Here is an 18084-nt window from a genome sequence, read left to right as displayed (position 1 = left end):
GCCTCAGCGCGCCGGCACGAGATCGCCCACGGTGACCACCTTGGTGCAGATCACCACCGACGGGTCGGCGGCGGTCACCTCCACCGCCGGACCGCCCCCCTCCAGCGGGAAGAAGACCTGGTTGAGCCCGCGCCGCACGGCGAACTGGTGGCTGGCGTCCCCGAGTCGGAAGGTGACCGTCGTGTCGCCGGAGCTGAGATAGCCGAAGTAGACCACCCACGGCCACTCCGGCACCGGCCCGTCCAGCAGGATGCGCGTCGTCCGGCCGCCGTCGATCCGGTGCCCGCAGGTCTCGTCCGGGCCGGGCACGTTGCGGCGGCCCTGCACCCCGGCCGGGCGGATCCGGCCGGCGTCGTCGAACATCGACGGGTTCTCCGCGTCCGCCACGAACGTCGGCTTCAGCTTCGCCGGGCGGAAGAAGTGCGACTGGAGGTTGTCCGGCCAGAAGTAACCGGCGATCACCTGGTCCGGGACGATGTGGTCCAGGAAGACGGTGCCGGGCGGCGCGTACGCCAACTCGGACTGGGCGGTCGCCAGATACTCCCGCCCGTTCTTCGTCCGCCAGTTGTCACCGAACCGGGCGGTGCTCCAGAGCGTCCCGACGCCCACCGTCGCCAGCACCATGATCACGGCGATCAGGCCGACCGCGAACGCCCCCGGCTCGCGCAGCACCGTCGGCACCGGCCACGAGGCGACGTCGTCCTCGTCCGCGTCGGAGCGCCCCAGCAGGGCCACCCCGACGCAGATCGCGGCGACCACCACCACGTCGGCCACGTACCGGGGGACCAACCCGGCCAGCGGGCTGAGCACGCTGCCGAGCCGGGTCGAGGCGAAGAGCGCGGCGACCATCGCGACGTACGCCAGCAGCAGCGTCCAGGCCCGCAGCGCCGACGGCCGCCAGCGGACCGTCACCACCACCAGGGTGAGCAGCACCGCCCAGGACAGCCACATGGTCACGTCGTACGGGTCCGCCAGCGGCGGGCCGTCACCGGCGTACGTCCACCGCCACGGGCCGCCGAGCAGGCCCGGGACCAGGGTGACCCCGATCAGGTCACCGAGGAACGCCAGCACCTCGCCGAACGACCGCGGCCCGCGCAGCGCGCCCATCGGGCGGCTCAGGTAGAGCACCAGGTAGCCCGCCGTCACGACCGCCAGCGCCAGCCAGGCCGGCCAGTGCCGCCGGACGGTGGCCAGCAGCGTACGGGCCGGACCGCCGGTGGCGAAGAGGCAGGCGGTGAGCAGGAAGAGCAGCGGCACGATCAGCAGCGCCTTGGAGTCGAAGAAGAGCCCGAACACGACCCACCCGACGACCGCGACCAGGTGCCGCAACCGGCCGGTACGGACGTACCGGACCTGCGCCGCGACGGCGAGCACCATCGCCAGCAGCACCGGCAGCATCAGCAGCCCGACCATCCAGAGCGAGGTCGCCTCCAGGGTCAACGGGCTGAACAGCAGCATGCACAGCGGGATCAGCAGCCCCCAACCGGGCCGCAGCAGGTCCCGCAGCAGCCGGTAGAAGGCCACCCCCAGCGCCGCCTGACCCGCCGCCAGCAGCAGCACCCACGGCCAGGTGGCGAAGCCGGCGGCCCGGACCATCAGCCACGCCACCAGCAGGCCACCCGGGGTGAGGTGGTTGTTGAAGGTGCGCAGCAGGTGGTCGACGGTCAGATCCGAGGCGAGGGCCTGCGCGGCGATGACGAACTCGTCCTGCGAGAACCAGCCCCGCGTGGCGATGCCCGCACGCCACGCCACCGAGACCACGATCAGGGCGAACGCGACGGCGCGTACCTTGTCGGCACGCACCCAGCGCAGCACCGGGCCCGGCGCGTCCGCACCCGCGCCGGCCTCGTCCGGACGCGCCACCGCCTCAACTTCCGGCATTGACATGGTCGGCAGCCTGCCACACGCTTACACGCCGTGGGCACCGCCGTTCGCCCGATCGCCGAAGGCGTCGCGCCCCAGATCGCCGCAGATCACCCGGCCCGGCTAACCTCGCGCGATGGCGCCCGGAGCCGGCGGGTGCGTCGGGGTGCCGGAGACGGGGAGCCGCATGCGCGCAGAGGCGACAACTGACAACGAACCGGTGGGCCGTCGCACCCGACGTACCGCCCGCCGGTTCCGCCATCTCGTCGTCTGCATCGTCCTCACCGCGCTCGCGTTTCAGCAGGCCCCCGGGCTCACGGTCATGGACACCAAGGTCGACCTCAACGTCAACCCCGCCGGCTGGCTGCTCCGTTCGCTGCACCTGTGGGACCCGACCGGCACCTTCGGACAGCTTCAGAACCAGGCGTACGGATACCTCTGGCCGATGGGACCGTTCTTCCTGATCGGGTCGGAACTCGGCCTCCCGGCCTGGGTGGTGCAGCGGCTCTGGTGGGCGCTGCTGTTCTGCGTCGCCTACCTGGGGGCGGTCCGGCTCGCCGGCCGGCTCGGCATCGGCACCCCGGCCGCCCGGATGATCGCCGGGGTGGCGTTCGCGCTCTCCCCGCGCATCCTCACCCAGCTCGGCTGGTCCTCCGTCGAGTCCTGGCCCAGCGCGATCGCCCCGTGGGTGCTGATCCCCCTGGTCGGGCTCGTACGCGGCGGTCCGCTCCGGCGGGCGATCGCCGGTTCGGCCGTCGCGGTCGCCTGCGCCGGCGGGGTCAACGCGACCGCCGTCTTCGCCGTCGTCCCACTCGCACTGCTCTGGCTCGCCACCCTCCGGCCCGTACGCCGCCGGATCACCGCGCTCGCGGCCTGGTGCGGCGCGGTCGCCCTGGCCACCGCCTGGTGGCTGGTCCCGCTGCTGGTGCTGGGCCGCTACAGCCCACCGTTCCTCGACTACATCGAGAGTTCCCGGTTCACCACCAGCGTCACCGACGCGGTGACCGTGCTGCGCGGCGCCTCCTACTGGGTGGCGTACCTGAGCGGGCCGTTCGGTCCGACCCTGCCCGCCGGGGCGCAGCTCGCCACCGACCGGATGCTGGTGGTCGCGACGATGGTGGTGGCGCTGCTCGGCGTCGGCGGGCTGTCCCGCCCGGGGATGCCGCACCGGCGGTTCCTGGTCACCGGCCTGCTGCTCGGCGTCGCCCTCGTCGGCCTCGGGCACGTCAGCGAGCTGCCCAACGTGCTCGCCGGGCCGGAGCGGGACTTCCTCGACGGTGCCGGGGCGCCGCTGCGGAACGTACACAAGTTCGACGTGCTGCTGCGACTGCCGCTCGCCCTCGGCATGGCCCACCTGCTCGGTCTGCTCATCCGGCTGGCCCGGGCGGTGCCGGCGCGGCGCCGCCGCCGGGCCGGCGCGGTCGCCTGGCTCGCCGCGGGCGTCGCCGTCACCGCCGTCGTCGGCGTGGCCAGCCCCGCCCTCGGCGACGGGCTGGCCACCCCGCGCGGGGTCACCAAGGTGCCCGGCTACTGGACCGAGGCGACCGACTGGCTGGACGGCCACACCGGGCGGGGCCGGGTGCTCGTGGTGCCCGGCGCCCGTTTCCCCTCCTACGACTGGGGCAACACCACCGACGAGATCGCCCAGCCGCTGCTCAAGGGGCGTTGGGCGGTCCGCAACGCCATCCCCTTCACGCCCCCGGCCACCATCCGGCTGCTGGACGCGGTGGAGTCGGCGCTGGCCACCGGCGACGGCTCGGCCGGCCTGGCGGACCTGCTCGCCCGGTCCGGCGTCAGCCACGTCCTGTTCCGCGCCGACCTCGACCACGGCCGCTCGGACACCACCCGCCCGGCGGTGGTCCGCCAGGCCCTGCAACGGTCACCCGGCCTGACCCTGGTCGCCGGCTTCGGCCCGGTCCGCGGGGGCGAGACCGCCGAGGGGCTGTTCCGCGACCACGGGCTGGACGTGCCGACCCGGGCCCTGGAGGTGTTCCGGGTCGACCGCCCGGTCGAGCCGGTCGTCGCGTACGACCGCACCGACGTCACCACCGTCGTCGGCGGCCCCGAGTCGCTGCTCGACATGGCCGCCGCCGGGCAGCTCACGGCCGCGCCGACGGTGCTCGCCGGGGACGCGCCGGACGCAACCGGCCCGGTCACCCTCACCGACGGGCTGCGTCGGCGGGACGTCTCGTTCGGCCGGCTACGGGACAACACGTCGGCCACGCTCACCGCCGGTGACTCCTTCGACGTGCCCGCTCCGGCGCACGACTACCTGCCCGACTGGGGCGCCGCCCGGTCCACCGTCGCCCGGTACGACGGCATCAGCGCCGTCCGGGCGTCCAGCTCCCTCGCCCAGGTGGGGGTACGCGGCGGCACCCGCCCCGAACACCAACCGTTCGCCGCGCTGGACGGCGATCCCACCACCTCGTGGCGGTCCGCGCCGGACACCGCCGGGTCGGCGCAGTGGCTGGAGGCGACCCTCGCCGCCCCCACCCGGATCCGGCAGGTACGGGTGCGCTTCGACCTCGGCGCCGACACGGTGCCGACCAAGGTGGTCGTCACCGCCGGGTACGAGAGCGTGGCGGTGGAGTCGTTCGGCGACAGCATGACCTTCGACCTGCCCGGCGTGCACGTCACCCGGGACCTGCGGATCGTCATCGAGTCGACCCTCGGGCAGCGGCCCGGCACCGGCACCGTCGGGATCGCCGAGATCGAGATCCCCGGGCTGGACACCGGTCGTACCCTCCTGCTGCCCGCACCGCCGGCCACCGGTCAACCGGCCGGCGTCGTCGTCTCGGCCGCCCCGACCACACCGGCCTGCTTCTTCGTCGACGACGAACCCCGGTGCTCCGCCGACGCCGCCCGTGGCTCCGAGGACGGCCGGTCGATCGACCGGACGTTCACCCTGCCGGCCGACGGCGCGTACACCGCCCGGGTGTGGGCCCGCCCGGAGCCCGGCGGCGCCCTGGACGCCGTCCTCGACCGGGAGGTGGCCGCCGCGCAGCCGCTGCGCCTCGCCCCGACGGTGACCGCCTCGTCGACCGCCGTTCCCGACCCGGCCGCCCGCCCGGGGGTGATCCTCGACGGCGATCCGGCGACCGCCTGGTCGCCCGCGCTGGGCGACGGGAACCCGATCCTGCACCTGACCTGGCTCCGGCCGCAGGTGATCAGCGGGCTGCGTTTCTCGCTCGCCCCGGGCGTGGCCGCCTCCAAGGTCGGCAGCGTGCGGGTCGTCGGCGACGACGGCGTACGCGGCGGCCTGCTGGGCAAGAACGGCCTGCTCACCCTGAGTCCGCCGATGCGGACCGACGAGATCACCATCCAGTTCCTCGACAAGCCGTCCGCGTACAGCCAGGACCCGTACGGCGAGCACCCGCCGCAGGCACTGCCGATCGGGGTCGGTGAGGTGAGCGTCCTGCCGGCCGCTCCCGCCCGGACGCCGCCGCTGGACGCGCCGGTGAAGCTCACCTGCGGGACCGGCCCCACGCTGCGGATCGCCGGTGCCCAGGTCCGGACCGCGCTCACCGCCACCCTGCGCGACCTGCTGGAGGCGCGGGAGGTGCCGGCCGAGCCGTGCGGTGGGCGGGGTGCCGGTCGGCTGGCCCTGTCGGTCGGCCAGTCCCGGCTGGTCGCCCTCCCCGGCGGGCTGGCCCGCCCGACCCGCGTCGCGCTGGAACCGCGCGGGGCACAGCCGCGTGCCACCCCGGCCGCCTCGGCCGTCGAGGTGGCGCAGTGGTCGGCCACCGAGCGACGGGTACGGGTCGACGACCACCCCGTCGACCGGATCCTCGCGGTGCGGGAGAACACCAACGCGGGCTGGCGGGCCACGATCTCCGACCGGACGCTCACCCCGGTGGTGGTGGACGGCTGGCAGCAGGGCTGGTTGCTGCCGGCCGGCGTGTCGGGCGAGGTGGTGCTCCGCTTCGTGCCGGACCGGGCGTACCAGGTCGGGCTCTTCCTGGGCGGTGTGCTGCTGATCGGCGTGGTCGTCCTGGCGGTGCTCCCGGAGCGCCGCCGCGCCGCCGCCACGACCGTGGGCCGACCGGCCCGGCGCAGCCGGGGCTCGCTGCCGCTGCTGCTGACGGGGGCCGCCGCGGTGATCCTCTCCGGTGGACTGCTGGGGGTGCTGCTGGTGGCGGCCGGGCTGGTGCTGGCCACGCTGGGCCCGATCCGGTTGCCCTGGCCGCGCAGCCCCCGCCGGGCCCGGCTGGTCACCCGGCTCACCGTCGCCTGGCTGCCGGCCGCCCTGCTGCTCGTCGCCGGTTGGCTGCACCTGACCGTCGCGCAACGGCACGTGGCCGCCGGCCCGCAGCTCGCCGCGCTGCTCGCGCTGGGCTGCCTCTGGCTGACCACGACCGTCCGCCGCCGACCGGCACGCCTCGCCCCCGCGACCCCGACCGGCCCGGCGCCGGTCGAACCGGCCGATCCCGCGACCGCCGAAGCGACCGCCGAGACGACCGACGACGCGACCGCCGAAGCGACCGGCGAGGCGACCGGCGACGCGACCGGCGAGGCGACCGCCGAAGCGACCGGCGACGACGCGGACCGGGGAGCGGACGAGGCGCCCGGCCCGTGGCGCGGCACCGACCTCTCCTCGATCACGTGAGCCGGGTGGAGCGGCGGGACGCCGCAGCCCGACCGGCGAACGCCGACGCGGGGCGGCTCGGCACCGCCGGCGTCGCCGTCATGGTGGCCGGGACGGCCGGCAACGCCCTGGCCTACCTGGTGCCGGTGCTCGCGGCCCGCCGGCTCGACGCAGCGGAGCTGGGGGTGCTCGCCACCGCCCTCGGTCTGGTCGCCATCGCCAGCGTCCCGGGCCTCGGCCTGCAACTGGCGGTGGCCGTGCACCACGCCCGGCACGGGCGTACGCCGGCCCGCCGGGCCACCGTGCTCACCGCCGCGCTCTCCGGCGGGGTCCTGGTCGCCGCCACCCCGCTGCTCGCCCCGGCGCTGCGCCTGCCCGCCGTGGTCCCCGCCCTGCTGGCGGTCACCACCGTCGCCGTCGTGCTCTCGTCACGGTGGCTCGGCGAACTCCAGGGCGGACAGCGGTTCCTGCGCCTCGCCCTCGGGATGGCCCTGCTGGCCGCCGGCCGCTACGGCGGGGTGATCGCCGGCCTGCTGCTCGGTGCCGGCCTCACCGGCTCGCTGCTGGTGGGCGCGCTGGTGGCCGCCCTCGCCCCGCTGCTGCTGGCCCGGCTGGCCGCCGGACCGCCGCCGACCCGGCCGGCCGTGCCCGCCCCGGCGCTCACCGCCGCCCAGGTCGTCACCGGCTGCGGGGCGACCCTGGCGATGCTCGTCGTCTCCTACGCCGACCTGCTGCTGGCCCGGCAGCTGCTGCCACCGGCCGAGTCCGGGGCGTACGCGGTCGGCACGGTGCTGGCGAAGGGTGCGCTCTGGGCCCCGCAGGTCGTCACGGTGCTCGCGCTGCCCCGCCTGGCCCGGGGAGACCGGCGCAGCCGGACCGTCGCGCTCGCCGTCACCGGGGCCTGCGGAGCGCTGCTGGTGCTCGCCTCGGCGCTCGGCGGCGGGCTGGCGTTCCGCCTCGCCGGTGGCCCCGACTACGTACGCCTCGGCGCGCACGCCCCCGCCTTCGCCGCGATCGGCGCGCTCTATGCCGTGGTCTTCGTCCTGCTCAACGCCCAGGTGGCGGCCGGCGCGCGCTGGCCGGCGGCACCGCTGTGGGTGGCCACCGTCGCGCTGGTGCTGGTGGCCGGGTTCGTCGCCCCGCACACCTTCACCGGTCTGCTCTGGAGCGCACTCGGCACCGCCGTGGCCGTCCTGGCGGCGATGGCCGTCACCAGCCGCCGACGCCTCCCGGCCCCGGCCTGACCGACCGGCCGGCGGCCCGGTCAGTCGCCCTCGGCCAGCCAGGTGTGCAGCAGCCGGTGGTCGATCGAGTCGACGCGGCCCAGCGGACGCCCGGCGGCCTCCCGTGCGCGCAGCTCGGCACGGGTGAACCAGCGGGCCTCCAGCAGCTCCACGCCGTCCACCCGGGTCTCCGCCGAGGTGGCGGTGGCCCGGAACCCGACCATCAGGCCCGCCGGGAACGGCCACGCCTGCGACCCCTGATAGACCACGTCGGTCACCGAGACGCCGGCCTCCTCGACCAGCTCCCGCCGTACCGCGTCCTCCAGGGCCTCGCCGACCTCGACGAAGCCGGCCAGCGTCGACCACGAGTCCGGTCGCGCGCCGCCGTGCCGGGCCAGCAGGCACCGGGCCGGCGCGTCCGGCGCCTCGACCAGCACGATCACCGCCGGCTCGATCCGCGGGAAGGACAGCCGGTCGCAGGGTGCGCAGAACCGGCTGTGTCCGCCGTCCCGGGCCTCGGTGGCCGCGCCGCACCCGCCGCAGTACCGGTGCCCCCGGTGCCAGTGCAGCAACCCCCGGGCGTACGCCTGGACGGCCGCCTCGGCCGGCCCCAGCCCACCTACCACGGCCCGCACGTCCACCGCCTCGACGGCACCGGCGAGCGCCAGCGCCGCCGCCTCGGTCGACGGGGAGAGGTCGGCGGCGAAGACGGCCGTGCCGTCGTCCAGCCCGAGGAAGACGGTCTGCCCGCTGCCGGCCAGCAGCTCGGCGGCCAGGTCGACGGGCACCCGTACCGGTCGGCGGTCGGCGGTCACCAGGCAGCGGTCCCGCCAGAGCGGCAGCACGACGGTGCCCGGTTCGGCCAGTCGCGCCGCGATCCACTCCGGGTCGGCCCGCCGGTCGCCCGCCCGGTCCAGCCACCCGCCCCCGTACGTCAGGCCCCGCTCGTCGGTCCGCACCCCCATACCGTGCCACGGCTTCCCGAGCGGCCGGGGACCGGACTCCCCGGGCCATCGGTGACGGACGCGGCACGCTGCGGTGCGGCGCTCGACACGCTGGCCTCTCCCCGCCCGCCCGGAGACTCCCGGCCGGCCCGAGCGTTGGTTACCGTAGGTGTCTTCCGGGTGGGGGAGGGTTCCCCACGTGGTACTTCCGATCGAGGTTCCTGTGACGCTGTACGGCGAAAAACCCCCGGCCGCCGACGACCGGCCGACGGTCCAGGTCACCGCGGTGACCTGGCCCGGTGACGAGCCGGATCCCGCTTCCGCACCGGCCCCCGGCCGACCCGGGGGACGCTCCCGGCGCGGCCGGCTGCTGCTCGCCGGCGGCCTCACCGCGGCGCTGCTGGCCGCCGGGGTGGGCGTCGGCGCCTACGCGTACGCCGGTGACGTCCCGCGCGGCACCATCGTGCTCGGCACGGAGCTGGGCGGCCGGAGCCGGGCCGACGCGGCTCGGGAGCTGCGGTCGGCGCTGGAACGCCGGGCGGCGACGCTGAACGCCCCGGTGAAGGTCACGGTGGGCGAGAAGGCCACCGAGGTGAAGCCGGCGGACGTGGGCCTCGCCGTGGACGTCGACGCGACCGTGGCCGCCGCCGCGAAGGCCGACGCGCACGCGGTGAGCCGCCTCGTCGGCTCCCGGACGGTCGACCCGGTGGTGACCGTGGACGTCGCCCGGCTCGACACGGTGCTGCGGGGCGCGCTCGGCAAGCAGGGTCGGGAGATGACCCTGCCGGCGATCATCTTCACCGGGACGACGCCGAAGCCGGTCTATCCGAAGCCGAGCCTCAGCCTGGACCCGCCGCGCTCCGCCGAGGTGGTGAAGCAGGGCTGGCTGAGCGGCCGGCCGGTGACCGTGCCGCTGGTCGAGAAGGCCCCGGCCACCAGCCGGGCGGAGGTCGACACGCTGGTCGAGGAGTTGGCGAAGCCGGCGGTGGCCGCCCCCGTCACCCTGACCACCGACAAGGGCTCGGTCACCATCCCGCCGACCGCCATCGCCCGGAGCCTGCGCTTCTCCGCCGACGAGGCGGGCAAGCTGACCCCGAGGGTGGACGTGAAGCGGCTGCGCAGCGCCCTGGGCGACACCCTCGCCAAGATCGAGGTGGAGCCGAAGGACGCCGGGCTGACCATCGCCGGCGGCAAGCCGAAGGTGGTGCCCGGCCGGGCCGGCCAGCAGGTCGACTCGGCCGCGCTCGCCCGGGACCTGCTGGCCGTGCTGCCGAGGACCGACGGGCGCACGGTCACCGGCCGGCTCACCGCGGCCCAGCCGGAGCTGACCGAGGCGAAGCTGGCGGAGCTGGGCATCAAGGAGCGGGTCTCGACCTTCACCACGAAGTTTCCCGGTGGGCTCTCCTCGCCGCGCAGCCAGAACATCATCCAGGCCGCGAAGGACGTGGACGGCACCATCGTCAAGCCCGGCGAGACGTTCTCGCTCAACGGTCACACCGGGGAACGCGGCTACGACCAGGGCTACCAGGACGCGCCCGTGATCGTCGACGGCAAGCTGGTCCCCGGGGTGGGTGGCGGCGTCTCCCAGTTCACCACGACGCTCTTCAACGCCAGTTACTACGCCGGCATGGAGGACGTCGAGCACAAGCCGCACTCGTACTGGTTCGACCGGTACCCGGCGGTGATCGAGTCGACCATCTTCTGGCCGGACCTGGACTTCAAGTTCCGCAACACCAGCCCGCACGGCGTCCTCATCGACACGTCGTACACCGCCAACACGATCACCGTGTCGATGTGGAGCACGAAGATCTACGACAGCGTCAAGACGGAGTACGGCCCCCGGCGCAACATCACCAAGCCGCAGACCATCCACCTGGAGCCCGGCCCGAAGTGCATCGAGAGCAACGGCATCGACGGCTTCACCCAGGACGCGTTCCGGGTGATCCGCAAGGACGGCAAGGTGATCAAGCGGGAGAAGTTCAGCTGGACCTACCAGGCCGAGCCGAAGTACGTCTGCGGGCCCGCGCCCTCCTGAGGTCCGGGCAGCAGAAAGCCCCGCCGGCGTCGTCGCCGGCGGGGCTTCTTCTTCTCGTACGACCTCAGGGCCGCGCCTCGGCCAGCCCCTTGCGTACGCCGTCCGCGTCCCGGTCGGTGCCGTAGACCGGGGTGTCCGGCTGCTGCCGCCAGCTCTCGTCGAGGGTGCCCGCGTCGACCGGGTCGAAGCCGAGCGCGTCCACCAGCTCCATCACCGTCTGCTTCGCCTGGGCGTCGTCGCCGGCCACCGGGAGGGCGATCCGGTCGGCGGAGCCGGCAGGCCGACCGCTCTCCATCAGGTGCGCCGCCTGGATGTTGTTGAACGCCTTCACCACCCGGGCACCCTTGAGGTGCTCCGCGGTCCACCGGCTGGAGCTGAGGCTCCGGTCCAGCAGCTCGGCGATGTCGCCGTCCCGCTGGGGGTAGTAGTTGTCGGCGTCGACGACGATCTTGCCGTCGAAGAGTTCCGCAGGCAGCGCCGGTACGGCCTTGAGCGGGATGGCCACGACGACCAGCTCCGCCGAGTTCACCGCCTCCTCCAGCGTGCCGGCGGTGGCGCCGGTCTCGGCCGCGAGGTCCGTCAGGCTCTGCGGGCCACGCGAGTTGGTCACGGTGACGTCGTGCCCGAGCGTGCTCAGTCGACGGGTGAGGGTGCCGCCGATGTGCCCCGACCCGATGATTCCGATCTTCATGCCCACTCCTGCCTCCGCCAGTGTCTGGCGGTCAGTTCCGGCCGAACCATCAGCAGGTACCCCGACCGGTCCGCCCCGATAGCGGACGAGGCGTACGCCACGTCCCGTTTCCGGTCACCATCGTGGGGAACGCCGCCGCAGGGGCGGGTCCCGCACCGACCGTACCGAGAAAGGGGTCGACGTCCGGGGCGATTCACCGAACGGGCTTCTGAAGTTCCCGGAAACGCAGCTGAGGCCACCCCGAAGGGTGGCCTCGACTGGAAGATTGTCCGGCGGTGTCCTACTCTCCCACACCCTCCCGAGTGCAGTACCATCGGCGCTGGAGGGCTTAGCTTCCGGGTTCGGAATGTTACCGGGCGTTTCCCCTCCGCCATGACCGCCGTAACTCTATGAACATGTCAAACACACTCACATGGGGGTGTTCGTATTGTTCAGAGTTGCACAGTGGACGCGTAGCAGCTTCGTAGTCAAGTCCTCGGCCTATTAGTACCGGTCAACTGAACCCGTTACCGGGCTTACATTTCCGGCCTATCAACCCAGTCGTCTAGCTGGGGGCCTTACCCCACCAAGGTGGGTGGGATACCTCATCTTGAAGCGAGCTTCCCGCTTAGATGCTTTCAGCGGTTATCCCTTCCGAACGTAGCTAACCAGCCGTGCCCCTGGCGGGACAACTGGCACACCAGAGGTTCGTCCGTCCCGGTCCTCTCGTACTAGGGACAGCCCTTCTCAAGTATCCTACGCGCACGGCGGATAGGGACCGAACTGTCTCACGACGTTCTAAACCCAGCTCGCGTACCGCTTTAATGGGCGAACAGCCCAACCCTTGGGACCTGCTACAGCCCCAGGATGCGACGAGCCGACATCGAGGTGCCAAACCATCCCGTCGATATGGACTCTTGGGGAAGATCAGCCTGTTATCCCCGGGGTACCTTTTATCCGTTGAGCGACACCGCTTCCACTCGCAAGTGCCGGATCACTAGTCCCGACTTTCGTCCCTGCTCGACCTGTCAGTCTCACAGTCAAGCTCCCTTGTGTACTTGCACTCAACACCTGATTGCCAACCAGGCTGAGGGAACCTTTGGGCGCCTCCGTTACCCTTTAGGAGGCAACCGCCCCAGTTAAACTACCCACCAGACACTGTCCCTGAACCGGATAACGGTCCGAAGTTAGATACCCAAATCAACCAGAGTGGTATTTCAAGATTGCCTCCACCCATACTGGCGTATGGACTTCACCGGCTCCCACCTATCCTACACAAGCTAATTCGGATACCAATGTCAAGCTATAGTAAAGGTCCCGGGGTCTTTCCGTCCTGCCGCGCGTAACGAGCATCTTTACTCGTAATGCAATTTCGCCGGGCCTGTGGTTGAGACAGTGGGGAAGTCGTTACGCCATTCGTGCAGGTCGGAACTTACCCGACAAGGAATTTCGCTACCTTAGGATGGTTATAGTTACCACCGCCGTTTACTGGCGCTTAAGTTCTCCGCTTCGCCCCGAAGAAGACTAACAGGTCCCCTTAACGTTCCAGCACCGGGCAGGCGTCAGTCCATATACATCGAATTACTTCTTCGCATGGACCTGTGTTTTTAGTAAACAGTCGCTTCCCCCTGCTCTCTGCGGCCATACAACGCTCCACCCGCGCGGGGCTTCACGTCTCCGGCCCCCCTTCTCCCTAAGTTACGGGGGCAATTTGCCGAGTTCCTTAACCACAGTTCGCCCGATCGCCTCGGTATTCTCTACCTGACCACCTGTGTCGGTTTGGGGTACGGGCCGCTAAGAACTCGCTAGAGGCTTTTCTCGGCAGCATAGGATCACTGACTTCACCTGAATCGGCTCGGCATCACGTCTCAGCCTTCATGCACCGCGGATTTGCCTACGGTACGGCCTACACGCTTACCCCGGCACAACCACCGGCCGGGCTCAGCTACCTTCCTGCGTCACCCCATCGCTTGACTACTACCCGCCAGGTTCCCACGCTCCCCAACCTTGACCCGAAGGTCGCCGCTGGTTTGGGTGGTTAGCACAACGAGGTTCGTCAGGGTCGCTCTTTCGCGGGTACGGGAATATCAACCCGTTGTCCATCGACTACGCCTCTCGGCCTCGCCTTAGGTCCCGACTCACCCAGGGCGGATTAGCCTGGCCCTGGAACCCTTGGTCATCCGGCGGAAGGGTTTCTCACCCTTCTTTCGCTACTCATGCCTGCATTCTCACTCGTGCCGCGTCCACAACTAGGTCACCCCGTTGCTTCACCCCCGGCACGACGCTCCCCTACCCATCCACACACCTGCACAAGGAATCAAGTCCAAGCGAGGTTAAAATGTGAATGCCACAGCTTCGGCGGTGTGCTTGAGCCCCGCTACATTGTCGGCGCGGAACCACTTGACCAGTGAGCTATTACGCACTCTTTAAAGGGTGGCTGCTTCTAAGCCAACCTCCTGGTTGTCTATGCGACCCCACATCCTTTTCCACTTAGCACACGCTTAGGGGCCTTAGCTGGTGATCTGGGCTGTTTCCCTCTCGACTACGAAGCTTATCCCCCGCAGTCTCACTGCCGCGCTCTCACTTACCGGCATTCGGAGTTTGGCTGATTTCGGTAAGCTTGTGGGCCCCCTAGACCATCCAGTGCTCTACCTCCGGCAAGAAACACGCGACGCTGCACCTAAATGCATTTCGGGGAGAACCAGCTATCACGGAGTTTGATTGGCCTTTCACCCCTAACCACAGGTCATCCCCCAACTTTTCAACGTTGGTGGGTTCGGCCCTCCACGCGGTCTTACCCGCGCTTCAGCCTGCCCATGGCTAGATCACTCCGCTTCGGGTCTAGAGCATGCGACTGAATACGCCCTATTCAGACTCGCTTTCGCTACGGCTCCCCCACACGGGTTAACCTCGCCACATGCCACTAACTCGCAGGCTCATTCTTCAAAAGGCACGCCGTCACCCCGCAAGGCTCCGACGGATTGTAGGCGAACGGTTTCAGGTACTATTTCACTCCCCTCCCGGGGTACTTTTCACCATTCCCTCACGGTACTCGTCCGCTATCGGTCACCAGGAAGTATTTAGGCTTACCAGGTGGTCCTGGCAGATTCACGGCAGATTTCAGGGGTCCGCCGCTACTCGGGAACACCCACAGAAGGTCAGCAACTTTCACGTACCGGACTATCACCGTCTACGGTTGGCTTTTCCACACCATTCGGCTAGCCACTGACTTTGTAACTCCTCGAGCGCATGTCAGTACACTCAGCGGGGTCCCACAACCCCGACCACGCAACCCCTGACAGGTATCACACGCAGCCGGTTTAGCCTCAATCCGCTTTCGCTCGCCACTACTCACGGAATCACTAAATTTGTTTTCTCTTCCTACGGGTACTGAGATGTTTCACTTCCCCGCGTTCCCCCCATACACCCTATGTGTTCAGGTGCAGGTGACACCACATGACTGGTGCCGGGTTCCCCCATTCGGACACCCTGGGATCACAGCTTGGTTGACAGCTCCCCCAGGCCTATCGCGGCCTCCCACGTCCTTCATCGGCTCCTGGTGCCAAGGCATCCACCGTTCGCCCTTGACAACTTGACCACAAAGATGCTCGCGTCCACTGTGCAATTCTCAACAAACGACCAACCCACAACCCTCACCGTGCAACACCAGACCCGACAACCGCCGGCGGTATGCCACACCAGGTCATGCCTGGCAGACTCCCGAAACCCGCAAAGGGGCTCCGCAGCAGTCTCTGAAAGACAACCTTCGGTTGTTCTTTCAGGACCCAACAGGGTGCTTTACGCCTTTCCTCAGCCGCATCCAGGACATCCGTTCCCACCACCGAAGTGGCTGTACTAGGCGCCCCCGACCGTTGCCGAGAACAAACTGGCCAGTGTCTCCGCCATTCGAGCACCCCGACCCGACATTCGCGGGCCGCGGGCTCCATGCCGTCTTTCGACGGATGGTGCTCCTTAGAAAGGAGGTGATCCAGCCGCACCTTCCGGTACGGCTACCTTGTTACGACTTCGTCCCAATCGCCAGCCCCACCTTCGACGGCTCCCTCCACAAGGGTTGGGCCACCGGCTTCGGGTGTTGCCGACTTTCGTGACGTGACGGGCGGTGTGTACAAGGCCCGGGAACGTATTCACCGCAGCGTTGCTGATCTGCGATTACTAGCGACTCCGACTTCACGGGGTCGAGTTGCAGACCCCGATCCGAACTGAGACCGGCTTTTTGGGATTCGCTCCACCTCACGGTATCGCAGCCCATTGTACCGGCCATTGTAGCATGCGTGAAGCCCTGGACATAAGGGGCATGATGACTTGACGTCATCCCCACCTTCCTCCGAGTTGACCCCGGCAGTCTTCGATGAGTCCCCGCCATAACGCGCTGGCAACATCGAACGAGGGTTGCGCTCGTTGCGGGACTTAACCCAACATCTCACGACACGAGCTGACGACAGCCATGCACCACCTGTGACCGCCCCCGAAGGACCCCCCATCTCTGGAGGTTTTGCGGCCATGTCAAACCCAGGTAAGGTTCTTCGCGTTGCATCGAATTAATCCGCATGCTCCGCCGCTTGTGCGGGCCCCCGTCAATTCCTTTGAGTTTTAGCCTTGCGGCCGTACTCCCCAGGCGGGGCGCTTAATGCGTTAGCTGCGGCACAGGGAACCGGAGAGGCCCCCACACCTAGCGCCCAACGTTTACAGCGTGGACTACCAGGGTATCTAATCCTGTTCGCTCCCCACGCTTTCGCTCCTCAGCGTCAGTATCGGCCCAGAGACCCGCCTTCGCCACCGGTGTTCCTCCTGATATCTGCGCATTTCACCGCTACACCAGGAATTCCAGTCTCCCCTACCGAACTCTAGCCTGCCCGTATCGACCGCAGGCTTGGGGTTGAGCCCCAAGTTTTCACGGTCGACGCGACAAGCCGCCTACGAGCTCTTTACGCCCAATAAATCCGGACAACGCTCGCGCCCTACGTCTTACCGCGGCTGCTGGCACGTAGTTGGCCGGCGCTTCTTCTGCAGGTACCGTCACTTACGCTTCGTCCCTGCTGAAAGAGGTTTACAACCCGAAGGCCGTCATCCCTCACGCGGCGTCGCTGCATCAGGCTTCCGCCCATTGTGCAATATTCCCCACTGCTGCCTCCCGTAGGAGTCTGGGCCGTGTCTCAGTCCCAGTGTGGCCGGTCGCCCTCTCAGGCCGGCTACCCGTCGTCGCCTTGGTAGGCCATCACCCCACCAACAAGCTGATAGGCCGCGAGCCCATCCCAGGCCGAAAAACTTTCCACCAAACGCCATGCGGCATAAGGTCATATCCGGTATTAGCCCCCGTTTCCGAGGGTTATCCCAAAGCCTGGGGCAGGTTACTCACGTGTTACTCACCCGTTCGCCGCTCGAGTACCCCGAAGGGCCTTTCCGCTCGACTTGCATGTGTTAAGCACGCCGCCAGCGTTCGTCCTGAGCCAGGATCAAACTCTCCAACAAAAACTTGTTGAAACAGTCATCCCGGCAACAAAATGTTGCCAAAGGAATCCCCACCAGCCAGACCTCCGAAGAGACCGACCAGTGCGGGGTATAAAACAATTGGCACTGGCTTATCAAGCACCCTGTTGAGTTCTCAAAGAACAACCACACACCGCCGGAAGCTCCACATTTGTGGAACCCCGTCCGGGGCATTTCGTTCGTCTCGCGCCCGCCGCTCTCGCGCCGGGCACTTTTACTACGTTACCTCACCGCTCTCCCCGTGTCAACCGGTCTGTCCCGGTGTGTCACGCTTCGTGCCGGTTCGGCCCGCTGAACACACGCAGCGGCTAACCCCTGCGGATGGTCATCGGATTGGGCAGGACGGCCGCTCTGCGATCTCTCGCGAGCTCGTCCGTTTCCCTGCCGGTCGAGAACCTTACCCGGTCGCTTCCGCTCCGCCAAATCCGCCTCGCGGCAGATCCGCCGAGCCCCGCCCGGACCGTGTCGGTCAGGAGCGAACCCCTGGCTGACCCGGTGCCAGTCCGGTGCGGTGCCCCAGGACTTTCATCCCGTTTGCCCCGTTCCGCGCTGGCAGAGAGAAAGTTACGCGTCTGCGGGTTTGATCGTCAAATCCGGGGGTAGCGTCCCCGGTCACATCATTTCCGCAGAGCTATCTTCGCTGGTCAGCGCGGTACGCGGGGGGCATCTTCCGCAGGACGGCGGCGCCGACGACGGGCGGCCAGGCTGCCCCGGATCCCCAGGACGCCGACCGTGGTGCCGATGGCCAGTGAGGCCGCGATCAGCAACGCGTGCACCCAGAGGAAGGCGGTCGGGCTGCCCACGCCGATCGTGCCGGTCGACCAGGCGCGCGGGTCGTCCCAGATGGCCAGCGCGAACCTCGGCCAGATCACCCAGGTCCAGACCCCGACCCCGACCAGGAACAGCGACCAGCCACGCGACAGCACCATGGGTGACCAGTATGCCAGCGTGCCGGTGCCGGGCCGGGCCTCCACCGGTCGGCGAGGGGCCAGCCGGGAGGCCGATCAGCGACTACCGTGTCAGACATGGTCCGGCCGGTCAGCCTCGCGTCGGAGACCCTCGACGGTCTCCCGGTGGCTGCCGCGCCGGTTCTCCCGCTCCGCGTCGACGACGGTCGGGAGCAGATCCTCGACGTGCTCCGTGCCGGTGGGCTGCGGTTCCGCGCCGGCGGGCGATGGCGGTTCGCGCTCTGACGAGCCGACCCCGCTGATCCGGCACACCCGGATCGTTCCGCGCGCCCGCGCGCCCTCCACCGT

General features: G+C 69.5%; 8 protein-coding genes and 3 rRNA genes. 4 read left to right on the top strand and 7 right to left on the bottom strand.

The window, feature by feature from the left end:
* Nucleotides 1-3 precede the first annotated feature (3 nt).
* The gene (locus ABUL08_RS24655) at nt 4-1881 is read right to left on the bottom strand and encodes a hypothetical protein (protein ID WP_377521879.1); all 1878 of its coding nucleotides are present in this window, start codon (nt 1879-1881) and stop codon (nt 4-6) included.
* Between the two features lie 169 nt (nt 1882-2050).
* Between ABUL08_RS24655 and ABUL08_RS24650 the strand changes: the two genes are divergently transcribed.
* Entirely contained in the window at nt 2051-6469 is a 4419-nt protein-coding gene (locus ABUL08_RS24650) for an alpha-(1->3)-arabinofuranosyltransferase (RefSeq protein WP_350932351.1), read from the top strand.
* 80 nt (nt 6470-6549) lie between these two features.
* On the top strand, nt 6550-7692 hold the full coding sequence (locus ABUL08_RS24645; RefSeq protein WP_350938827.1) for a polysaccharide biosynthesis protein: 1143 nt from the start codon (nt 6550-6552) through the stop codon (nt 7690-7692).
* A gap of 20 nt (nt 7693-7712) precedes the next feature.
* Here ABUL08_RS24645 and nudC read toward each other — a convergent pair whose 3' ends face one another.
* Complete coding sequence (gene nudC / locus ABUL08_RS24640; RefSeq protein WP_350932350.1) at nt 7713-8630, bottom strand: NAD(+) diphosphatase; 918 nt, start codon at nt 8628-8630, stop codon at nt 7713-7715.
* Between the two features lie 208 nt (nt 8631-8838).
* Here nudC and ABUL08_RS24635 point away from each other — a divergent pair, with 208 nt between their 5' ends.
* Nucleotides 8839-10650: a VanW family protein gene (locus ABUL08_RS24635; protein WP_350932349.1), complete on the top strand. Its 1812-nt coding sequence runs from the start codon at nt 8839-8841 to the stop codon at nt 10648-10650.
* Nucleotides 10651-10714: 64 nt separating this feature from the next.
* On the opposite strand, the gene ABUL08_RS24630 is transcribed toward ABUL08_RS24635, so the two are convergent.
* The 5 genes from ABUL08_RS24630 to ABUL08_RS24610 all read right to left on the bottom strand — a co-directional run bounded on the left by ABUL08_RS24630 (nt 10715) and on the right by ABUL08_RS24610 (nt 17757).
* Nucleotides 10715-11341 (bottom strand): NADPH-dependent F420 reductase, encoded by a 627-nt coding sequence (locus ABUL08_RS24630; protein ID WP_350932348.1) that lies wholly within the window; start codon nt 11339-11341, stop codon nt 10715-10717.
* A 267-nt stretch (nt 11342-11608) separates the two neighbouring features.
* Nucleotides 11609-11725, bottom strand: a 5S ribosomal RNA gene (gene rrf / locus ABUL08_RS24625).
* 79 nt (nt 11726-11804) lie between these two features.
* Nucleotides 11805-14918 (bottom strand): 23S ribosomal RNA (locus ABUL08_RS24620).
* A gap of 378 nt (nt 14919-15296) precedes the next feature.
* Nucleotides 15297-16810: ribosomal RNA gene (locus ABUL08_RS24615) — 16S ribosomal RNA — on the bottom strand.
* Together the 16S, 23S and 5S rRNA genes form the textbook arrangement of a ribosomal RNA operon.
* 662 nt (nt 16811-17472) lie before the next feature.
* Nucleotides 17473-17757, bottom strand: a complete 285-nt coding sequence (locus tag ABUL08_RS24610) for an SCO4848 family membrane protein (RefSeq protein WP_350932347.1) — start codon at nt 17755-17757, stop codon at nt 17473-17475.
* A 96-nt stretch (nt 17758-17853) separates the two neighbouring features.
* On the opposite strand from ABUL08_RS24610, the gene ABUL08_RS24605 reads away from it, so the two are divergent.
* A complete protein-coding gene (locus ABUL08_RS24605; protein ID WP_350932346.1) occupies nt 17854-18021 on the top strand; it encodes a hypothetical protein in 168 nt (55 codons plus the stop codon).
* Nucleotides 18022-18084 lie beyond the last annotated feature (63 nt).

It is taken from the genome of Micromonospora sp. CCTCC AA 2012012, assembly GCF_040499845.1.
GTDB classification, from domain to species: domain Bacteria; phylum Actinomycetota; class Actinomycetes; order Mycobacteriales; family Micromonosporaceae; genus Micromonospora; species Micromonospora mangrovi.
The sequence above is the reverse complement of the archived record's forward strand: the minus strand, read 5'-3'. Positions and strand labels throughout refer to the sequence as shown.